This window comes from Pseudoalteromonas sp. Scap03, assembly GCF_013393115.1.
GTDB lineage: Bacteria > Pseudomonadota > Gammaproteobacteria > Enterobacterales > Alteromonadaceae > Pseudoalteromonas.
The window spans coordinates 2,353,280-2,375,190 of the sequence record NZ_VDEU01000001.1 but is presented as its reverse complement, the minus strand read 5'-3'; the positions used below and the strand labels follow the sequence as shown (position 1 = coordinate 2,375,190).

At 39.9% G+C, this 21,911-nt stretch carries 21 protein-coding genes; 5 read left to right on the top strand and 16 right to left on the bottom strand.

The genetic code is table 11. The annotated features are described in order from the left end of the window. Positions 1-109: 109 nt before the first annotated feature. From secF to FHG08_RS10760, 3 genes are all read right to left on the bottom strand, one after another. A complete protein-coding gene (gene secF, locus FHG08_RS10770) occupies positions 110-1,039 on the bottom strand; it encodes a protein translocase subunit SecF (protein ID WP_138604839.1) in 930 nt (309 codons plus the stop codon). Further along, positions 1,032-2,870 (bottom strand): protein translocase subunit SecD, encoded by a 1,839-nt coding sequence (gene secD, locus FHG08_RS10765; protein WP_178955984.1) that lies wholly within the window; start codon positions 2,868-2,870, stop codon positions 1,032-1,034. Before secD ends, secF begins: the two co-directional genes overlap by 8 nt. Before the next feature lie 108 nt (positions 2,871-2,978). Beyond that, on the bottom strand, positions 2,979-3,440 hold the full coding sequence (locus tag FHG08_RS10760; RefSeq protein WP_076920240.1) for a hypothetical protein: 462 nt from the start codon (positions 3,438-3,440) through the stop codon (positions 2,979-2,981). A gap of 113 nt (positions 3,441-3,553) precedes the next feature. On the opposite strand from FHG08_RS10760, the gene FHG08_RS10755 reads away from it, so the two are divergent. The 3 genes from FHG08_RS10755 (at position 3,554) to FHG08_RS10745 (ending at position 8,500) form a co-directional block, all read left to right on the top strand. Further along, positions 3,554-5,344, top strand: a complete 1,791-nt coding sequence (locus FHG08_RS10755; protein ID WP_178955982.1) for an ABC transporter ATP-binding protein/permease — start codon at positions 3,554-3,556, stop codon at positions 5,342-5,344. A 197-nt stretch (positions 5,345-5,541) separates the two neighbouring features. Next, the gene (locus tag FHG08_RS10750) at positions 5,542-7,620 is read left to right on the top strand and encodes a M13 family metallopeptidase (protein WP_178955980.1); all 2,079 of its coding nucleotides are present in this window, start codon (positions 5,542-5,544) and stop codon (positions 7,618-7,620) included. Positions 7,621-7,786: 166 nt separating this feature from the next. Next, entirely contained in the window at positions 7,787-8,500 is a 714-nt protein-coding gene (locus FHG08_RS10745) for a YebC/PmpR family DNA-binding transcriptional regulator (protein WP_008110544.1), read from the top strand. Between the two features lie 220 nt (positions 8,501-8,720). On the opposite strand, the gene FHG08_RS10740 is transcribed toward FHG08_RS10745, so the two are convergent. The 6 genes from FHG08_RS10740 to glk all read right to left on the bottom strand — a co-directional run bounded on the left by FHG08_RS10740 (position 8,721) and on the right by glk (position 15,879). After that, complete coding sequence (locus FHG08_RS10740) at positions 8,721-9,845, bottom strand: sterol desaturase family protein (RefSeq protein ID WP_138569581.1); 1,125 nt, start codon at positions 9,843-9,845, stop codon at positions 8,721-8,723. Positions 9,846-9,981: 136 nt separating this feature from the next. Further along, a complete protein-coding gene (gene gap / locus FHG08_RS10735; protein ID WP_008110546.1) occupies positions 9,982-10,986 on the bottom strand; it encodes a type I glyceraldehyde-3-phosphate dehydrogenase in 1,005 nt (334 codons plus the stop codon). Continuing rightward, positions 10,983-11,615: a bifunctional 4-hydroxy-2-oxoglutarate aldolase/2-dehydro-3-deoxy-phosphogluconate aldolase gene (eda, locus tag FHG08_RS10730; protein ID WP_138569579.1), complete on the bottom strand. Its 633-nt coding sequence runs from the start codon at positions 11,613-11,615 to the stop codon at positions 10,983-10,985. The genes gap and eda overlap by 4 nt, the downstream gene beginning before the upstream one ends. 33 nt (positions 11,616-11,648) lie before the next feature. Then, positions 11,649-13,499: a phosphogluconate dehydratase gene (gene edd, locus FHG08_RS10725; protein ID WP_178955978.1), complete on the bottom strand. Its 1,851-nt coding sequence runs from the start codon at positions 13,497-13,499 to the stop codon at positions 11,649-11,651. 338 nt (positions 13,500-13,837) lie between these two features. Next, complete coding sequence (locus FHG08_RS10720) at positions 13,838-14,851, bottom strand: LacI family DNA-binding transcriptional regulator (RefSeq protein WP_010389842.1); 1,014 nt, start codon at positions 14,849-14,851, stop codon at positions 13,838-13,840. A 29-nt stretch (positions 14,852-14,880) separates the two neighbouring features. Further along, positions 14,881-15,879: a glucokinase gene (gene glk, locus FHG08_RS10715; protein ID WP_138604847.1), complete on the bottom strand. Its 999-nt coding sequence runs from the start codon at positions 15,877-15,879 to the stop codon at positions 14,881-14,883. A 292-nt stretch (positions 15,880-16,171) separates the two neighbouring features. On the opposite strand from glk, the gene FHG08_RS10710 reads away from it, so the two are divergent. Further along, a complete protein-coding gene (locus tag FHG08_RS10710; RefSeq protein ID WP_138687080.1) occupies positions 16,172-17,188 on the top strand; it encodes a LacI family DNA-binding transcriptional regulator in 1,017 nt (338 codons plus the stop codon). Positions 17,189-17,478: 290 nt separating this feature from the next. After that, positions 17,479-18,111 carry a trimeric intracellular cation channel family protein gene (locus tag FHG08_RS10705; protein ID WP_075169453.1) on the top strand — a complete coding sequence of 211 codons (633 nt, stop codon included), beginning with the start codon at positions 17,479-17,481 and terminating at the stop codon, positions 18,109-18,111. Between the two features lie 9 nt (positions 18,112-18,120). Here FHG08_RS10705 and FHG08_RS10700 read toward each other — a convergent pair whose 3' ends face one another. From FHG08_RS10700 to FHG08_RS10670, 7 genes are all read right to left on the bottom strand, one after another. Next, a complete protein-coding gene (locus FHG08_RS10700; RefSeq protein WP_054200833.1) occupies positions 18,121-18,360 on the bottom strand; it encodes a DUF3955 domain-containing protein in 240 nt (79 codons plus the stop codon). 110 nt (positions 18,361-18,470) lie between these two features. Further along, positions 18,471-18,896 carry an N-acetyltransferase gene (locus tag FHG08_RS10695; protein ID WP_178955976.1) on the bottom strand — a complete coding sequence of 142 codons (426 nt, stop codon included), beginning with the start codon at positions 18,894-18,896 and terminating at the stop codon, positions 18,471-18,473. Positions 18,897-18,923: 27 nt separating this feature from the next. Further along, positions 18,924-19,574 (bottom strand): membrane protein insertase YidC, encoded by a 651-nt coding sequence (gene yidC / locus FHG08_RS10690; protein WP_178955975.1) that lies wholly within the window; start codon positions 19,572-19,574, stop codon positions 18,924-18,926. Between the two features lie 140 nt (positions 19,575-19,714). Continuing rightward, entirely contained in the window at positions 19,715-20,113 is a 399-nt protein-coding gene (locus FHG08_RS10685; RefSeq protein WP_178955973.1) for a hypothetical protein, read from the bottom strand. Between the two features lie 258 nt (positions 20,114-20,371). Further along, complete coding sequence (locus tag FHG08_RS10680) at positions 20,372-20,728, bottom strand: hypothetical protein (RefSeq protein ID WP_178955971.1); 357 nt, start codon at positions 20,726-20,728, stop codon at positions 20,372-20,374. 18 nt (positions 20,729-20,746) lie between these two features. Continuing rightward, complete coding sequence (locus FHG08_RS10675) at positions 20,747-21,106, bottom strand: hypothetical protein (protein ID WP_178955969.1); 360 nt, start codon at positions 21,104-21,106, stop codon at positions 20,747-20,749. A gap of 231 nt (positions 21,107-21,337) precedes the next feature. Then, entirely contained in the window at positions 21,338-21,754 is a 417-nt protein-coding gene (locus FHG08_RS10670) for a hypothetical protein (RefSeq protein WP_178955967.1), read from the bottom strand. Positions 21,755-21,911: the final 157 nt, after the last annotated feature.

Here is a 21,911-nt window from a genome sequence, read left to right as displayed (position 1 = left end):
GGAATTTAATTCGTTAAATTGTTCAAATATTTATGCAGGTTGGTATTAGCATTGTTGCTACATTGAACACTATCCCTTTGCTGTGTAACAACAATGCTAATATTTAAGGCTATGGCATATCCATTAATGCCTGCGTTTGCTGATCCACTTGCTTATCGTAGTTTTTAGCACTTAACCCAAGTAGCTCAGGTAATGTCGCAGCAATACAAATAGACGACAGCGTGCCTACGACGATTCCTGCAAACAAAGCAATGGCAAACCCCTGCAGCGGCGTGCCAGCTAACAGCCAAACACTTGCCACCGTAGCTAGCGTAGTCCCAGAGGTAATAAGCGTACGAGTTAAGGTGCTTTTAATAGCGCTGTTTATAATACTGCTTGGTTTGAGTGTGATGTTTGTTGGTATGCGTAATAGCTCACGTACCCTATCACCCACTATTATTGAGTCATTTAGGGAGTAGCCAATTATTGCCAATAAACTGGCTAAAACGGTTAGATTAAACTCTATTTGTAACCACGAAAATAAGCCAACCACCAGCACTAAATCATGTAATAAAGCCACCACAGAGCCTAATGCCAAACGCCACTCAAACCGAACAGCTAAATAAATCATTACCGCTACCATAGCAGCAAATAAGGCTAAGCAGCCTTGCTCAAATAATTCATCACCCACTTGAGAGCCAATATAAGCCGATGATAAAACCTCAGCATTTATAGTTGGGTTTTGGCTAATCGCGGTTTTCCAAGCATCATTATTAGCTTCCTCACTTGGCGCTTGCGTTAATTGAAAATGATTATTGCCCTGTGCTGTAAGTTCAAATTCACCTTGATGGTTTTTAGCAATAAATTGCTCAAGCTGTTTTAGTTCAACACCTTGGCTGGTGGTAAATTCTGTTAAATAACCACCCGTAAAATCAAGGCCAAAATTAAGCCCTTTTTGTGCAATGGTGAATACCGATAACAACACAAACATGGCACTTATAAGCAAGCCTATATAACGCATACGTGACCCTGTCTCACATTTAAAAAAAGTGTTAAGCATGCGCGTTTACTCCTGCTTTTTTACCCAGCTTTAAATATAAGCTTTGGCTTAAATATTTCGATACATACACACCAGTAAATACCGATGTGATAAGACCAAGCGCCAGCGTTATCGCAAAGCCTTTTACAGGGCCATAACCTATGCCATATAAAATAATCGCGGTGATCATGGTGGTAATATTGGCATCTAAAATCGTATTCGCAGCTTGTTTATAGCCCTCTTGTATCGCTTGATACGGGGGACGACCTTTGCGACGCTCTTCTTTTATGCGCTCAAATATAATCACGTTAGTATCAACCGCCATTCCTATAGTTAATACTAAGCCTGCTATCCCTGGAAGAGTTAAAACCACCCCAGGTAATAACGACATTAGCCCCACTAAAGAGGTTAAGTTTAAAATTAACGCAACATTTGCAATAAGCCCTAAACGGCGGTACCACAGTGCCATAAACGCAAGCGTTAAACCCATGCCTAACATTAGCGCTGCTAATCCATTATTAATATTGTCTTGGCCAAGGCTTGGACCAATAGTTTGCTCATGCACTATAGTTACGGGCGCAGTGAGTGATCCTGCGCGTAGTAATAGCGCTAAATCGGCAGCCGCTTGTTGGCTTTGCATATTGGTTATACTAAAACGCGAGCTTAAATGCTGGGCAATGTTCGCTACATTAATAACTTCGCTTTTTTTAACCACTTCACCTTTGGCATTTTGTGAATACTCTGAATAGAGCGTTGCCATAGGTTTACCTATATTCGCCTTTGAAAAAGCCGACATAGCATCGCCACCTTGGCTATCTAAGCTCAGTTGTACCAAAGGTTTACCCCAATCATCACGCCCTATATTAGCGTTATTAATATGCTCACCGGTAAATATAGGTACAGGGTCAAGCTTTATGGTCCCTCCCGATTGCAGATTAAACGTTTGCCCGCCTCTCTCTTTAAGTTGATAAAACCCCAATGACGCGGTTGCACCAATTATGCGTTTTGCTTCAGCCGGATCTTGCACGCCAGGTAGCTCAATACGAATGCGCTGCTTACCTTGGCGCTGCGTAACAGCCTCGGTTATGCCGAGCTCTTCAATGCGTGAGCGAAGTGTGGTGAGTGTTTGGCTCATCACTTCTTTATCAAATGCGCTACGCCCTTGCTCAGAATAGCTAATTTTAACGACCTGTAAGTTGCCATTAGTTGATGTGGTTGTAGTGAGGTTTTCAAAACGGCTTTTAAGCTCTTTTATAACAACTGTTAGCTTATCGTCAGCATTCTCAAGCGCACTTATTTCAAAGCCCTGATTAGTCTGCTGCGCTTTAACGCCATAGGCTTTTTGTTTAACAATAATGGCTTTTGTTTGTTGATATGCACTGAGCAATTGCTCATCTATCGCTTTTTCTAAATCAACATCAAGTACAAACAATACCCCGCCGTTTAAATCAAGACCCAGTTTTATGGGCGATAAACCAAACTCTTGTAACCAAACAGGGCTGGTTGCATGTTCAACAATTTTAACCTGTGTATTTGGAAAGTTTGATTTTAAAGCCGCTTGAGCCTGCGCACTTTGTGTAGGCGTATTTAAAAGTACATTAATATGTGCTGGGTCTTTTAAACTTTCACTCACTTCAAAACCTTGGCTATTTAAAAAGTTAACTAGGTTCTCAGTACTTGGCATTACTTGCGTTTTAACATCAGAAGCTGCACTAATATGCAACCACGACTTATTCGGGTATAAATTAGGTAAGGCGCTTATTGCTAGTAACACTAATACAATCAGCATGGCTACATAGCTCAATTTAAACTTAGCCTTAAATGGCTTTTTCTCTTTTTTTAGACTTAACATAGTTATTCCTTATTACTAGGCATAGCCCAGTAACGTACCTATTAGGCACAATTAATCTGCAGGTCAAAACGCGATGCGTTAAAACCAATTAACATTAAATAAGGAACTTTAAGCGTGGTAGGTAGTTACAGCGGTGTATAACAGATTAGCGTCTTTCCAGCCGCTCAAGCGCGACTTTTTACTTTTAAATACCCAAGTATACCAAGGCTGATTTATAGTGACTGCTTGCGGTCGCAAAAAAATATGCCTACAGCCATTTAGGGCAAAAAACTCATGCACTACATCGTATTCAGGATCGCCCTGCGCACTATGTAAAAATAAAAATGAGTTATTGGCTGTTAGCCTAGGCTGATGCGCAGCAAAATCAGAATGCTTTGAGTTTTTATGCTGTAAATCGCCAAGCGATTTTGTAGGTACGGAAATGTTAGTTAAATGGTCAACATTAATAACATCGCTATAACCGCTTTGGTTACTGTTTAATTCGTGCTTTACGCCCATAGCATGGCTTTGCACACTAAAGAGTGCAGCAAAAAACAAGCAAGTAGCTAAAAAAACGCGAAATTTAAACATTGGTCATTTAAAACTAAAATAAAGGATAGCTAGTATATAAGGGCAGCTAATTAAAATACAATAGCCGTTCTTAAGCTAATTCATTTATATAAAAACAAATACTGAGATCCTCGATGCGCTCCAGACAAAGTTCAGTAAAACGCCCCGACGCCATGAATTTAAAACAAAGCATTCAAACTCTTTGGCCTTATATCACTAAATTTAAAGGCCGTGTGCTGATTGCTATATTAGCGCTAGTCGGTGCTAAAGGCGCGACATTACTCATGCCATGGGCTTTAAAAGAAATAATTGATTCGGTTGATAAATCAATTAACCCACTACTGCTTGTTCCTACTTTATTACTCGTTATGTACGGCGCATTACGCTTTGCTAGCGTATTTTTGGGTGAAGTACGCGATGCGGTATTTTCGCGAGTCACCGAGCATGCCATGCGAGATATTGGCCTTAAAGTGTTTAAACATTTGCACTCGTTAGATTTAGCCTTTCATTTAGACAGGCAAACTGGCGGTATAAGTCGAGACATAGAACGCGGCACCAGTGGCTTAAGCTTTTTAATGCGCTTTTTAATGTTTAATATTGTGCCCACGTTGTTTGAAATAATAACTGTGGCGATTATTTTTGGCAGCTTGTTTTCTATTTGGTTTGCGCTGATCACCCTATTGGCTGTGGCTATTTATATTTTTTTTACCGTGACGGTTACCCAATGGCGAAACCGCTTTATTCGTGAGTCAAACGCTGCTGATAATCAAAGTAACACCCGTGCCATCGACAGTCTATTAAATTACGAAACCGTAAAATACTTTAATAATGAACAGCATGAAGCCCAAACTTACGACACATTTTTAGCAACCTGGGAACAAGCACGATTAAAAAACAGACTCTCGTTACTGGCGCTTAATTCAGGGCAAGCACTGATCATTGCATGTGCGATAACCGCATTAATGTGGCTTGGAGCCAATGAAGTGGTTACCGGCGAGTTAACGATTGGTGAGCTGGTAATGATCAATGCGTATATGATCCAATTATTTTTACCGCTTAACTTTTTGGGATTTGTGTACCGTGAAATACGCCGTGCCCTTACCGACCTTGAAAACATGCTTGGGTTATTAAATACCTCCCCCAAAATAGCAGATAGCGAAACCGCGCAACCATTAGCACTCAAAAATGGGGCAATTAGCTTTGAAAACGTCAGCTTTAGCTACGATAGCAAGCGTCCTATTCTTAAGAACGTCAGTTTTAATGTAAACTCTGGTGCTAAGGTAGCGGTTGTAGGTGCTAGTGGCGCAGGTAAAAGCTCGTTAGCCCGCTTGTTATACCGTTTTTATGAACTTTCATCGGGCGCTATAAAAATTGATAATCAAGCCATAAACACGGTCACCTTGGCAAGTTTGCGTAAAGCTATTGCCATAGTGCCGCAAGATACTGTGTTATTTAATACCAGTATACGCGAAAATATTCACTACGGCAGACCCAGCGCCAGTGAAGATGAAGTAAACAAAGCTATAAACATGGCGCATCTAACAAACTTTATTAGTAGCCTAGATAAAGGCGATAAAACCTTAGTAGGTGAACGCGGACTAAAAGTCTCTGGTGGCGAAAAACAACGTATTGCTATTGCTCGCGCTATTTTAAAACAATCGCCAATTTTAATTTTTGACGAAGCCACTTCCGCGCTCGACTCACAATCTGAACAAGCCATATTAAACGCTATGCAAGAGGTTGCCTCTAACCACACAAGTATTGTTATTGCGCATCGCTTATCAACAATTACCGATGCCGATACTATTATCGTGCTTAAGGCGGGAGAAGTAGTAGAGCAAGGTAAACATGATGAATTACTAATGCAAAATGGTGAATATGCGCATATGTGGACCTTGCAACAAAAACAGTCAAAGGCGCAATAAACTAAGCCTCTCGGGTACGATTGAAGTATCTGAGTGCTTTTTTGCTATTTTGCTAGTATTTCATTTATCTTATCGACCGGTACGGTTATTCACCTCAAAAGGTTTGTTTGCAGTGAAGTTATCAATACAATCAAGTAGCTATTTTTATAACAAAAATATATAACGAATTAAATAACGTGAATTCATAGGGGAAAGTAATGAAAAAAAGTTTAATTGCAGCGGCACTCGCCGCTACATTTATTACCGGCTGTTCTGAGCCACAAACAACAAAAACTGAGCAAGTAGCAGCAGTTGCAGAAAAACCACAAGCAACAAAGCAAGCCGAATTAGGCACGTTTGGAGTTGATTTAACTGCGCGTAACGAAGCTGTAAAACCAGGCGACGATTTCTTCATGTACGCCAGTGGTTCATGGTACGACAACTACGAAATGCCAGCAGATAAAACCCGCTACGGTGCATTCTCTGCGCTAGCTGAGCGCAGTGAAGATCGCGTTAAAGAAATTATTGAAGACATTGCAGCACGTGAAAACTTAAACGCCGAAGAGCAACTGGTCGCTGACTTTTATAATTCGTACATGGATACCGAGACACTTAATAAACTTGGTATAACGCCAATTAAGCCGTTGCTTAACGACATCAATTCGGTTGCCTCTACTGATGATTTGGCAAAAGTATTTGGCCAATCTTGGCTTACGGGTGTAAGTGCACCACTTGGCGGCGGTATGTGGTTTAACCGTTTAGATCCCAATAAATACGAAATGTCATTAGGTGCAGGTGGCTTAGGCTTACCCGATCGCTCATACTACCTTGAAGATGCAGAACGTTTTGTAAAAACTCGTGAAGCGTATGTGGCACATATTGCCGATATGCTTAAATTTGCAGGGGTTGATAATACCACAGAGCGTGCACAAGCGATTTTAGCGCTTGAAACCAAAATTGCAGAAGGTCATTGGCCTCGTGAAAAACGCCGTAATCGTGATTTAACCCTAAACCAAGTAAAACGCGATGAGTTAAGTACACAATACCCAGGATTTAACTGGGATTTATACTTTGCGCAAACAGGTTATAAAGTACCACAATTAAACGTATCGCAGCCTGAACCTGTTAAAGCCATGATTGACTTAATCAATAACGAAGATTTAAGCGTATGGAAAGACTACCTAACGTATCATGCAATTAATGGTAACGCTGAGCTGTTGTCTGAAGAGATATTTAACACCAATTTTGCTTTTTTTGGTAAAGAATTGAATGGTCAACAAGAGCCACGTCCACGCTGGAAACGCGCTATCAGCCAAATGTCAGGCACCAGCTCATTAGGCTTTGCAATTGGTAAAATTTACGTAGATCGTTATTTCCCTGAGTCATCTAAGCAACAAATGTCTGAGCTTGTTGAAAACTTACGCACAGCCCTTGGTGAGCGTATTGATAACTTAGATTGGATGGGTGCAGAAACAAAAGTGAACGCGCGTGCAAAATTAGCGGCATTTGTGCCAAAAATTGGTTACCCAGATGAATGGCAATCGTATGAAGGCTTAAGCATTAGCAACAATGACTTAATGGCTAATGTAAAAAATATGCGTGAGTTTTTCCAGGCTGAAAGTGTAGAAAAAGAGCTGAAAAAGACCGATCGTAATCGTTGGGGCATGACACCACAACGTGTTAACGCTTACTACAATAGTTCATTTAACGAAATTGTATTCCCTGCCGCTATATTACAACCACCGTTTTTCGATCCAAATGCAGATCCAGCAGTAAACTACGGTGGCATTGGCGCTGTGATTGGCCACGAAATGGGTCATGGTTTTGATGATCAAGGCTCAAAATCTGACGCTAACGGCATACAACGTAATTGGTGGACTGATGAAGATCGTGCTGCTTTTGATGCCAAAGCTGACAAACTGGCAGCTCAGTACAGCAAATACGAACCAATTCCAGGTAACTTTGTAAATGGCCGCAACAGCTTAGGTGAAAATATTGGTGATGTGGGTGGTTTAGCCATGGCTTATCATGCTTACAAACTAAGCCTAAATGGTAAAGAAGCACCGGTAATTGATGGTGTAACCGGCGATCAACGTTTCTTCTTAGCATGGGCACAAGTATGGAAAGAAAAACGTACTGAGCAAAGCATGTTAAACCAATTACGTGGTGGTACTCACGCACCAGGTCGCTTTAGAGCACAAGCACCTCGTAACCACGACGCTTGGTATAAAGCATTTGATGTAAAACCAGGTGATGAGTTGTACCTACCAGAAGAAGAACGCGTTCGTATTTGGTAATACCCTGACAACCGTTCATCGTTTGTAACAAATAAATAGCCCGCTTATGCGGGTTGTTTTATTTTTGGCTACTAACAATACTTACTAGCCCTGCCCGGCATTTACCTTTAGAATATGGGCTTGCAAATTTTTATCAATTATTTATACATATTAAGGCGAAACGCAGATGGGAAGAGCTTACCAAAACAAAAAAGATTCAATGGCTAAAACTGCGGGTGCTAAAACTAAAGTTTATTCAAAATACGGTAAAGAAATTTATATTTGTGCTAAAAATGGCGGTGTTGATCCAGACGGAAACCTAGCACTACGTCGTTTAATTGAACGTGCTAAAAAAGACCAAGTACCGGCTCACGTAATTGAACGCGCCATTGATAAGGCTAAAGGCGGCGGCGGTGAAGACTATGCAGCCACGCGTTACGAAGGTTACGGCCCAGGTAATTGCATGATTATTGTTGATTGTTTAACCGACAACAACAAACGTACTTTTGCTGATGTACGTGTATGTTTTACCAAAGCAAACGCTAAAATTGGCGCACAAAATTCGGTATCACACTTATTTGATCACCTTGCTATTTTTGTATTTGACGGTGACGACGATGAAACCGTACTTGAAGCGCTGATGATGGCAGATGTTGATGTTACCGACGTTGAAGTAGAAGACGGCAAAGTAACCGTATTTGCACCGCACACTGAATACAACAATACCCGCACAGCACTTGAAGAAATGGGTGTGACAGAATTTGACGAAGACTTAATTGCCTTTGTACCTCAAGTTGAAGCCCCTATTGAAGGCGAAGACGTTGAAGTTATGGAGCGCTTTTTAGCCATGCTTGAAGATTGTGACGACGTACAAAACGTTTACCACAACGCTCAATTTTAATCGTTAAGCAAATAATCTGAGCTCTGGATAGTAAATCTATCTTCAGCGACAACTGCGTTGAGTTTACTTGCGATAGGTTATGTTTAAAGGCCAACTTAGTTGGCCTTTTTGTTATTTGTAGAATGGATTAGTTAATTGATAACCCCTCACAACTAGGGTCTGTTGGCTTTTATAGTTGTATGCGGCCATGAATCTTGTGGCCACAATCTAAAACTACAGACTATTTTTGTTTTTTAAACGGGTAAATTTGTTGCTTTAACATACCTACAGGCATGTAGTCCCCGACAACACCATATTCTTTAGGCCACTCTGCTTGGCCTTTTACCGCAGTACCAAATAAATAATCTAAAAACGAGAAATGGGCTGCATAATTTCGATCAATGGCAGCTTTATCGGATGCGTGGTGCCAATGGTGAAACTGCGGAGTAACCATAAAATATTTTAACCACCCAAATTTTACATTCACGTTTGCATGATTAAATACGGCTTGAAAACCAACAATAATTACATATAAGCTGATTATTTGCTGTGAAAACCCCAGCACAAATATAGGGGTTAACACTAAACTACGGGTGATCAGTATTTCTAAAATATGCTGACGGGAGCCCGCTAGCCAATCCATTTCTTTGGCACTGTGATGCACACCATGAAATCGCCACATAAATGGCACTTCGTGATAAGCACGATGTGTCCAATACTGCATTAAATCAGCCACCAAAATAATTAAAAATAGCTGTAGTATAAACGGCATTTGCGCTATGTAAGCTTGCAGTGTGCTCGAAACCGCCCAACCAAAACCATAATGAACAAAATGATTAGTAACCAGTAATACAAAGCCAACTATTAAGTGATTCACAAAGAAGTGGTTTAAATCCCCGCGCCATTCACTACGAAGTATTTTTTGCTCTTTTCGATGCGGAAGTAGTTTTTCAATTAAGATAAAAATTAAGGTAGAGCCTAGTAAGTCTAATATAAACCAATCTAAGCCAATATAAGGAGTGTTATCTGCAAAGTCATTTACTTCAACATTCGGGCCACCAAAGCTAATGGCCAGTACAATAAAAAACCACGCAGTTGCCCCTAAGCGCTTATTCGTATTTCGTACAAAATTAAGTAACCCTAAGCTACCGGAAATAATAAGAGCAACAAACATGAGCTGACGTAAAAAGTCGACGCTATAGCTTTTGCGTAGTTCTGGAGTCGTTAAATATTCCGGAAAGTGGAATGCAAGCACTCCTAAGCAACTTAATATCGCTAAAAAGCAAGCAATATAACCACTGATATTACCCTCACCAATTTGCAGGTGACTAGTACGAAATATTTTTTTAGTGACATGTTTTAGCATTATTTTCCTTAATATAATATGCAGTTCCCTATTCTAATGCGCACATTCTAGCAAACTTTGGGCTAACTAAAACACAAAAAAAGCCACGCAGTGCGTGGCTTGGCTGGATAAAGTAAAATTTAACTACACGGAAAAATTATAAATAAGCACCCAGCGCTTTAACTTGATCTAACATGCGGTTTGAGAAACCCCATTCGTTGTCGTACCACGCCATTACTTTAACTAATTTACCATCAGCACGCGTTTGCGTTGCATCAAAAATTGATGATGCTGGGTTATGGTTAAAGTCGATAGAAACAAGCGGCAGCTCATTGTACTCTAAAATACCTTTCATAGAGCCAAACGCAGCATCTTTAACTACTTGGTTAATTTCTTCAATACTTGTGTCACGCTTAGCAATAAATGTTAAATCAACTAACGACACATTAATTGTTGGTACACGTACCGCCATGCCATCTAGTTTACCGGCAAGTTCAGGCAGAACTAATCCAACCGCTTTTGCAGCACCCGTTTTAGTTGGGATCATAGATTGAGTCGCACTACGCGCGCGGTATAAATCTGGGTGGTATACGTCAGATAAGTTTTGATCGTTGGTGTAAGCATGAATGGTGGTCATGCTACCTTGTTCAATTCCTACCGTATCGTTAATTGCTTTAGCAACAGGCGCTAAACAATTGGTTGTACATGAAGCATTAGAAATAATGTTGCTATCGGCATTAATTACATCGCTATTTACACCGTGAACTACGGTAGCATCCATATCTGTACCAGGAGCCGATACCACTACTTTTTTAGCGCCTGCTTCAATGTGCTTGTTAGCTGCTTCGCGAGAAGTAAATAAACCCGTACATTCAAGCACAATATCAACGTTTAGTGCTTTCCACGGTAAATTAGCAGGATCACGTTCTTGCGTTAGCGTGATCACATCATCGCCAATTAGCATGGTGTTGTCTTTTAGCGTTACTTGCTGTGAAAAACGACCGTGTACTGAGTCAAACTGAGTCAGATGAGCATTTACATTAGCTGGGGCTAAATCGTTAATAGCCACAATTTTAATTTCATTATTTTGCGCTGATTCGTACAGTGCACGCAATACATTACGACCGATACGGCCGTAGCCATTAATTGCTACATTAATCATTTTTGACTCCTATTAACTTCACATGCTTGGCGAGCAAGCGTTTCAATGGCTTGCCAGTCTTTATTTTCAATAAGTTGTTTATCTAACATCCACGTACCACCTACGCAAATAACATTGTTAAGTGCTAAGTAATTAGGGGCAGTCGCTAAACTAATGCCACCAGTTGGACAAAAAGTAATATCAGGTAATGGGCCGCCAATCGACTTAATCATCGCTGTACCGCCTGCGGCTTCTGCAGGAAAAAACTTTAAAAATTTAAAGCCATGCGCTGCCAAGTTCATCACTTCGCTTGGGGTAGCTGCACCGGGTAAAAAAGGGATAGTTGACTCTTTTGCCAATGCTAACAGTTCATCACTTACACCAGGGCTCACCATAAAGTCAGCGCCCGCTTCTACTGACGCGTTAAAGCTTGCTTTATCAACCACCGTGCCAGTGCCCACATATGCCTCTGGTACTTCAGCTTTCATTAACTTTACAGCTTGTGCAGCAATTGGTGTACGCAGTGTAATTTCAAGTGCTTTTAAGCCACCGTTATACAACGCTCTTGCAAGTGGTGCAGCATCTTCTAGTTTTTCGATTACCACCACTGGCACAACGGGTGCCGATGCTAAGATTTTTTCAATACTCATTACTTGTTCCTCATTACCCAATATGGCTAATTATTATTCAAGTCCAAAAGCACTTGCACCTAAATCGGCACTGCTTACGATATTTCTAAATCCAGTAAATAATTCACGGCCTGTACCAAATGTTTGGCTTGCTTGGCTAATTTGTAGCTCACGCTGTGCAAGCTCTTCGTCGCTTACATGCACTTTTAAAATACCATTTGGCGCATCTAAAGTAACAATATCGCCTTCATGGATTTTAGCTATAATGCCACCTTCTACCGCTTCAGGTGCTAAGTGGATTGCCGCTGGTACTTTGCCTGATGCACCCGACATACGTCCGTCGGTAACTATGGCCACTTTATAACCCTGATCTTGTAATGTTGCCATTACCGGCGTGAGCTTATGAAGCTCTGGCATGCCTTTAGCCTTAGGGCCTTGCTCTTTAAGAACAGCAATGAAATCTTGGTTAAGCTCACCACGGGTATAAGCGTCTTGTAACTCACCTTGTGAGCTAAATACTTTAGCTGGTGCTGACACCACTTGATGAGATTCTGCAACGGCTGATACTTTAATAACCGCCTTACCTAAGTTACCAGTTAGTAGCTGTAAACCACCTTGCTTGCTAAATGGATTGCTTACAGGACGAAGTACTTCTTCATCATGTGAGTTTTCAGGACACGCAACCCATTTAACTTTACTAGGGCCATTGGCATCACTCATAATCAAGTTATCGTCTTTATCAAGCAGTGGCTCACACATGTAAGGTGCAAGACCTTCGCCTAAAATAGTAGTCACATCTGTATGTAGGTAGCCAGCACTGGCTAATTCACGCATTAAGAAGCCCATGCCACCGGCTGCTTGGAAATGGTTCACATCTGCTGAGCCATTAGGGTAAATACGCGTCAGTAATGGTACAACCGCTGATAAATCAGACATGTCTTTCCAAGTAACCTGAATACCAGCCGCTTTTGCAATCGCCACAATGTGGATTGCATGATTGGTTGAGCCACCAGTTGATAGCAAACCAACGAGGCCATTAATAATGGTTTTTTCGCTGATCACATCCGCTAAACACGGGCCATCTTTGTTTTCTGTAAGCTGCTTGAGCATGGTCTCAACTGCATTACCCGTTAAGCCATCACGCAATTCTGTGTATGGATTAATAAACGAGCTACCTGGTAAGTGTAAGCCCATAATTTCCATTAACATTTGGTTTGAATTTGCAGTGCCATAAAACGTACACGTACCCGCACTGTGATAAGATGCGCTTTCTGCCTCTAATAACTCATCGCGAGATACTAAGCCTTGTGCAAACTTTTGACGAATACGTGCTTTGTCTTTGTTTGGAATACCTGACTGCATTGGTCCTGCTGGTAAAAAATACACAGGCAAATGGCCAAATGATAAAGCGCCAATTAATAGGCCTGGAACAATTTTGTCACATACACCTAAACAAAACACACCATCAAACACGTCATGCGATAACGAAACCGCAGTAGACATAGCAATAACATCACGAGAGAAAAGCGATAGTTCCATGCCGTCACGCCCTTGGGTAACGCCATCACACATCGCAGGAACACCGCCAGCAACTTGCGCGGTTGCGTCAAATTTAGTGGCAATGCTTTTAATTAAATCTGGGTATTCTTTGTAAGGCACATGCGCAGATAACATGTCGTTGTATGAATTAATAATTGCAAGGTTTGGCACCTCATCTGCTTTTAAACGCGCTTTGTCATCGCTGCTGCACGCAGCCATAACATGGGCAATATTGCCACAACCTAAACCAGCACGAACTCTTGTTTGTTTTTTTGCGTGCGAAATACGATCTAAATAGGCTTGACGGGTTTGTTTACTGCGCTCAATAACGCGTTCTGTGACTTCTTGAATTCGAGGGTGCAACATAATTTTACTCATCTCTATTCGTTAGAGGATAAAGGCTCAGTAACAATTATAGACTCCACGAAAATAACTGTACTGAGCATCTTTGACTTACCCGTTCAAAGGTACGCTACCAGGGAGCCTCTCACAACAACCCTGACACCGGTGTCAGGGTATTAACGCATGACACTGACACCGGTGTCAACCCTGAGTAATAAAAATAGTCCTTTTTTTTAACATGTACAATAAATAAACGTGAATTTTTAGTGAAATACCAGCGGCAAATAATGAAGATTAAAAATGCAGATAAAAAAAGCCCGAGTAAGCGTCACTCATACTCGGGCTACTGTGAAAAAGCGGTTTTATTTTACGGCTGCGGTTGACTCTCGCGTGATTAATTTTGCTTCTAAAATCACTTTGTAAGGCGACTCTTGCGGCTCAATAATGTGGGTAATTAACTGGGTAACAGCTTGTTTTGTCATTTCTTCTACAGGTTGCGCTATAGTCGTTAGGCCTGGCCAAATATGACGCGCTATGGGGGCGTTATCAAAGCCAGCAATAGAAATGTCATCTGGTACACGTAAATTACGCTGTGTAGCTAATTTAAGAACGGCTGCTGCCATGTAATCATTCGATGCAAATACAGCCGTAGGGCGTGGCGATAAATCTAAAATACTACGCGCACTGTCTACCCCTGAGTGATAACTAAAGTTCCCCTCTTCAACTAAGCGTTCGTTAAATTCAATACCATGGCTTGCTAGTGCGCGCCTGTAGCCTTTAAAACGTTGCTGTGTAGCACTGTGATCTGGGTGACCTTTAATAAACGCGATAGAGGTATGCCCTAAGTTTATTAAATGTTCGGTAATTTCAAATGCGCCCTGCTCGTCATTACTGGTAACAGAAATAGAGTCATCTTCTAAAATAGCAGAAGCCACTCGAGCATAAGGAATTTTTTTAGACTTTAAAAAATCAACCAACTCTGAAAAGTCACAAAATGGCGGCGTAAGCACTAAACCATCAAGGCGTGATGACTGCAATAGCTGCTCTATGTTGTTAATGAGTGCATCACCTCTGAGCTCACAAGGGTGAATCAACAAGTTATAGTTGTTTTCTTGGCATGCAGCTAATGCGCCTGTTTGCACACGGGTAATATAACTTTTACTTGGATTGTCGTATAAGCAACCAATAATAAAACTACGGTTTTGTGCAAGTCCTCGAGCAATGGGATTAGGTGTGTAATCAAGCTCTTTAAATACCGCTAATACTTTTTCACGTGTGGCCGCACTCACATTTGGTTCGTTATTCAATACGCGCGATACTGTTTTTTTAGATACACCGGCATAACTGGCAACGCTATTTATAGTGACTTTTTTCATCTATTTATTTCCAAATGTATGCAACGTAATTAAACCTGTTGACTCGTATGCAAACACGCGGCAGCACCAATTAAAGGAATGTTGTCTTGTGTTACTAAAGTGACCGGAATTTGGCCTGTATATTGCGACATAATGCCCTTTTGTAAAAAACGCTCAATAAAACGGCTTTCTAGTAAACGAGCCTGCATTCTTGGCAATATGCCACCACCAATGTAAAGCCCACCAAGAGCGCCATAAGCAAGCGCCAAATCGCCAGCAACACTGCCAATCCAATCGCAAAACTGATTAAGCGTTGCGTCACACACTTCACATTCACCGCTATTGGCTAAGCTGCTAATTTGCGCCGCATCTAAATTTTTTGCAGCCACCCCTTTAACCGCCGCCATAGCTTTATATAAATGAGCAATGCCTGGGCCAGAAAACACCGTTTCTACCGATACATGTGGGTGGTCTTTTTTAAGCTCTTGAATAAGTTGAGCGTCAAGTTCGTTTACGGCCGACAGTGAAATATGGCCGCTTTCTGAGCTCATTACCGCACACGAATGTGCTGTACGCACTAAACACGCAGCACCAAAGCCTGTACCTGGTCCCATTACACCAATATTAGCAGTGTCATCTGCTTGGCCAGGTTTAACCGTTACGTTTTGAGAAAGGTCTAAGTACGGAGCAGCGTAAGCAAAAGCAGCAAAGTCGTTTATTATGCTTAATTGTTCAAAGTCAAAATGATGTTTAATATCATTAACGCTAAAGTGCCAACCTAAGTTAGTTAAGTGAACTTGGCCTGCGTTAATTGGACCTGCTACGGCAAGACATGCGCGCTTAGGATTTATATGAGACACTGTTGATAAATAATACTCAGTGGCACTCTCGAGTGATCCATAACTAGCACTTGGAAACGTATGGTTATGTTCAATGGTAAATTGATTACTTGATTCGTCGAACCCAGTTATCAATGCAAAACGGGCGTTTGTACCGCCTATATCGGCAACCAGAATAGGCTCAAAGTGTGTGCTAGAGTGTAAACCCATAGTGTTATCTCTTTTGTTTAAGTAATGAGTACTTATTATTTTAATGGGGTATCCATTGATACTTATTTACTTTGAGCTATCACCTCAAAGCAGCTATCACTGTAAAAAAAGGCTACCTTTAATAATAAAGGTAGCTAATACGTTTTGACAACAAAATGATAAAACACCCTCATTGTGACACCGGTGTCATGTTAAAATCAATAAAAAAATGCCTTTATTGACAAATAAGCTTGAAAAAAATCATTAATAAACGAGAATAGCCCCTTATTGTCCTCTTAAGTAAGTAATCGTGATGAAAGGTAAAGCCACCTCATTTGATATAGCCCATTATGCTGGGGTGTCTCAATCTACAGTTTCTCGTGCTTTACGAAATAGTCCTTTGGTAAATGATGAAACCCGAAGACGAGTTCATGACATTGCCAAAAAGCTTAATTACAAAGTTGATAAAAACGCCAGTAACCTGCGCACTCAACAAAGCAGCACCCTAGCGTTATTGTTGTTTGAAGATCCTACCTCTGACGAATCGCAAATAAATCCGTTTTTTTTAGCTATGCTGGGCAGTATTACTCGGGCCTGCGCTAAAGAGGGTTATGATTTACTTGTGTCATTTCAATCGGCCAGTGCTGATTGGCAGGCAGACTATGAAGACAGTCACCGTGCAGATGGCATCATTTTATTAGGTTATGGCGACTATATAGACTTTCAGCCTAAATTTAATACTTTGCTTGAACAAAACACCAAGTTTGTTTGCTGGGGAGCAAGTGTTGATAACCGCCCCGACTTAACCATAAGCTGCGACAACTATGGAGGCGGAAAGCTAGCCGCTGAGCATTTGTTGGCACATAATCGCAAAGATTGCGCGTTTATAGGTGATGCCTCTGATCATAGCCCCGAATTTTTTGCCCGCTTTAATGGCTTTAAAGACGCGTTACAACAAAATGGCATTACACTTAATGAGCGTAAAATTGCCAATGCTATCTCTACCGAAGAATCAGGCTATCATGCCACTCGTTCGTTAATTGCTAATAACATTACCTTTAATGCACTTTTTGCAGCCAGCGACCTTATAGCAATTGGCGCAATACGGGCATTAAAAGAAGCCAATATTAACGTACCAAAAGATGTAGCCGTAATCGGCTTTGATAATATATCTATTGCCAGTTATATTAACCCGCCGCTAACAACCATAGAACAAAATACCACTATTGCTGGGCAAATGTTGGTTGAAAACCTATTAAAGCTCATTAGGGGTGAGCAAGTGCAAAGCACCCTACTACCACCGCGTTTAATTGCACGTGGCTCAAGCTAATTCATTCAGTAAAACCACTTTTAAGAAGCAACAAAATTAAAGACGACAGCGCTCTTTTACCTTAAATTAATTCAGGCTTTATTGCATTTTTACGGTCATTTGTCCTTTTTTCTTTCAATACTAAAGCTGGTGCTTTCGTAACATTAACAGGCTAGTCACACCTCGCCATCACATTAGTTTTTTTAATCTGAAAGCAGCTGTTTTTAATGTAATTTTTCACTCGTCAATACATACTTTTATCACTACAATCCTGTTTTTATTTTATTGTTAAAACTTCAAGCGATCATCTCATGCTATTAACCATCGTTTATATTATAGGTATTACAGCAGAAGCCATGACCGGTGCTCTTAGCGCTGGGCGCAGAAACATGGATTGGTTTGGTGTTATGTTAGTAGCCAGTGCCACAGCTATTGGTGGTGGTAGCGTGCGAGATATTTTATTAGGTAACTACCCGCTGACTTGGGTAAAACACCCAGAATATTTACTGATCACTTGCCTAGCCGGTATTGTTACCACTTGGTTGGCAAAATGGGTGGTTAAATTTAAAGGCATATTTATGCGCCTAGATGCACTAGGGCTTGCTGCGTTTAGTATTATTGGCTGCCAAGTTGGACTTAATATGGGTTTGCACTATGGAATTTGTGTGGTCGCAGCTATAGTAACAGGTGTATTTGGTGGATTATTACGAGATTTAATTTGTCGCCAAGCACCATTAGTACTTCATCATGAACTTTACGCAAGCGTAGCACTTATAGTCGCGTGTTTATACTTAGCACTGCACCACTACAACATTGATGACAATATCAGCGTGGTTGCAAGTTTAGTAGTAGGCTATTTAATTCGTATGGCGTCGGTACGCTTTAAATGGCGCTTACCAACATTTAATTTATTAGAGCCCGCTAATTTAAATAATGAGCAATAACAGCAGCGGTTAATGCCCACCTGCCCTAGCACTTTTAAATAGCCCGAATACTTTTCGGGCTAACAAACTAACCACAAAAAGAACTCCCAAAGCAAAACACAGTATGCTCAAGGGCATAAACACGCTTTCATGTAGAACACCATTATGATCAACATATTGATACACACTGTTTTCTATCAGCATAAAACCCGTGCCAAGCAATAAAAAGCAAACACTCAATGTGGCTGTTTTGTTTGTAAAAAAGCGCATAATCTATCCATAAATATTTTATTAAATTGTCGGGATAGCAGTTTGAATGAGCGAATATTAATCTACAATGACTGAGCAATATTACTTCTTTAAAATAAAAGTCACAGCCATTAAACTAAGCTTTTAGACATATAATAAAATCTGTCGTCTTCTTTATCTATGTTGAAACCTGAACGTGTGTAAAGCTTGTGCGCAGAGCTTATTTTAAAAACCCGAAGCCTAAGTTGCATAGCACCTTGGAGCACAGCTAAACGAGCCCCCTCATTAATTACTGCTGCACCAATACCCATATTTTGAAACGCAGCATCTACTTGTAGGTCACGTATATAGCAACCCTCATTATCAAAAGCCAAGCGCATTGCACCCACTACATCGCCATTTAACAAAACATCCCAATTTTCAAGGTCTGAAATTTGCTCACATATTTTAAGTTGCTGCCAATCAACACCATAATGCTCATAATATCCACGCATATTGGTGTAGGTTAACAGTGCCGATGCCATTAAATCAGCTGTGGGTTGATAACACATATTCATTATTGTCATTCCTTTGTTTAGCGACCTTTACAAAACTTGTTGTGTTTGCTGGTTTTTAAAATATTTATTTACTAATAATGACTGCAACAAGCTAGTACTACTGGATGTAGCCCAGTACAAAGCAATTGCAGAAGGAAAATTAACGAGAGTAACCACACAAATAATTGCGGGAATTAGGAACAATAAGGTGCTGGTTTGTTCTGCGCTACCTGGCATCATCATCATAGATAAATATGTAATAGCCCCCACTAATAACGAAAGCGCAATATCAGGCTTTGCAATACTGGCAATCCAAGCAAACTTACTATTAAATACAATTTGTTGCAGAGCCTGAAAAGTTCCAAGGCCAAATACACCTTGGCTTGCCATATTAATCACACTTTTTTTATCGATAAACTTAATATTGTGCTTTTTATACAACGCCATAGTTAATTTTGCGATTTCGCTGGGCTGGTTTTTATAGTTGCTTTTTATGCTATCTAGCTCAGGTTTTAGTGCGGCAATTGCTTTTTTATTTCTAACCATATTAGCCATAGCGACAAGGTTAATCGGCATTAAAACTAATCGCCCAATAACGGTAAACAAAATAATTGCAGCCGCTTGGCTTACGCCCACATCTTGAGTAAAAAAGGTGATTGATTGCACAATAAAATCAGTAAATAAATTCCAAATTTCCATTTTAGTTTTCCTTTTAATATTATGTATTAAAAGTAACCATTACGACATATTATGTCAATAATTTATTTTAAACTAAAAATAGGTTGCTATGATCTAGAGTCAACTTAAGCGGGGGAAAGAGCAAATTCGAATCTAAAACTTTATTTGGCATTGTGCTTTTTAATCCACCAGTTTGTAAATACTAAAACTAAAAAAATGCCTAAAAAGAAAAAATGCACTGCAACAAGAAAATAGTATGTCTGCGGACTTTGTTGGACAAAATAGTCAGTATTTCCTTTCCAAGAAATATACCCCTCCGAAAAAGCATAATATAATTTGCTAGCTAAAATTATGCTGAGCAAAGATGTGATGACTTTTACGAAAACGAGCCTAGAAAAAAAGTCACGGTCTTTGAGAACTTGTCGTTCTTGAGGCTTGTTGGCCGCAACCTCAATCTGTTGGCAAATTTTAAAATACCGAAGTGGGTAAGCTTGCTGATCAATTGAGCTGCGCGCCTCCAATAACTCTTGGAGGCTATAGTTTTGGTAATCTGGCTCCATTAAGTATCCTGCGTAGATGCCTATAGATAATGACTCCCACACGGTGTTAGCTTAATTCAATGCTAGAGCCATAATTAGTTTGTCAATTAACTAAACGACAAACGTTAATATGAATAAACATTCACATAAAGAATTCAATGACGCCCATCCTAACTGCCAGCTATAAACTTAATCATAATTAAATTCCTAAATACATTCTTACTTCTGTATATGTAAGAAATCCAATTATCTTATAAGTTTATTTTATTGAGCATACACTTAAGTAATAACAGCAGATATTACTATTAATGCCCCACTAAACATCAACCAAAAAAAAGCAAAAACAAACCACTTTTGAATATGTTTAGGTATACTCTGCCTTTTTTCAAACATTCCGTAACGCTTAGCATGAAAGGACCAAATAAAAACCGTAGCGTATTGTAGAATTCCGCTAGCGGATAAAAAGATGTTAAGGCTATAAAACTTAACACCATCATCAAGAGTTTCTTCGAGTAATGGTAACCACTTAGTTTTTAAGTAAATAACCAAACCAATCCAAATAAAAACACCTATACAACCACCGAAAAAAAAGTATGCTGAAATGACTTGAATGGAAGATGGATCAATTAATTGCATTAGTACAAGTGACCAACTTTAGCCTAACCCCAAATGTACAATCAAAACAGCAATAAAACATAAAGCAAACGTCACCATAAACAAACAAAAATAGACGATAAACCATCGCTGCACACTTTTAGGTACTAACTGTCTTTTATCAAATAAGTCATACCGCTTTGCATGCCTGCCCCAAAAGAAAACAGTAGCGTAATGCAATATTCCCATTCCAGCTGTTAGGATGTTTAATGAATAAAAAGCCTTGCCATCATCAAGAATATTTTCCACATTTTTTAATTTTCCATTTTTAATAAAAAACAGCATCGGTGTTAATATTATAAAAAATAAAATAAAAATAGTAAGCCCTAAAGCGACTATAAAAAAATCGGGAAGGCTCATTCTTTTTCCTTAACACTGTAAAAGAGCATATAGTGATAGCCACCTTAACTTCTTAATGAACCTGCGTCACAAAATTTACCAACCCTAACATGACACTCATCACAAAGAAATTAAGATGAGTGTAAGCTTTGTTTTTATTGAACCAACAATGTACACAGTAAACCTAATATTCAATTCACAACAATCACACTTATCAAAAAATTTAATAAGCACAACATAAATCATGCCTTCCTATTGCTTATTTTTAACCATAAGATAGTCAATAGTTGCAACACATATAGAAAAGTAAAGTACGCTAAGGTACTTCCACAATAAGCACTTTGCACTATCGAGTGAAAAAATATTAAAAGAAAATAAGCGACCGTCCTTTATAACAAAGACTAAGGCCAGAAAAAGTAAACATCTCATTATATTTAAATAAGTTAAACGGTTAAGTTTATCAAGAATGAAAATGATAGGAATACCAATTACTGTATTACCCATATATGCAATCACCCCCCCAAAAAAACTGATCATCTTGTAAGCTTCCCAGAGTCCACTTTGGGTGACACCTAGTTGTACTGAGAAAATACTAGCGAATAAAAATACAACGCCTAATGCCGGAAATATTATTAAAGGTGCGAATAGCAACATGCTTAAATATCTCAAAGCAACCTCCTTGCTATAAAAAAGCCGCAATAACGGCGTACAATATTAGATGACTAAACATAGTGTGAGTGATTATATCAACGGATATTACAACAACGTTAGACCACATCATTATAATGCCCGTTTAGCACCAAACGAATCTGAGGTTAGATACAAA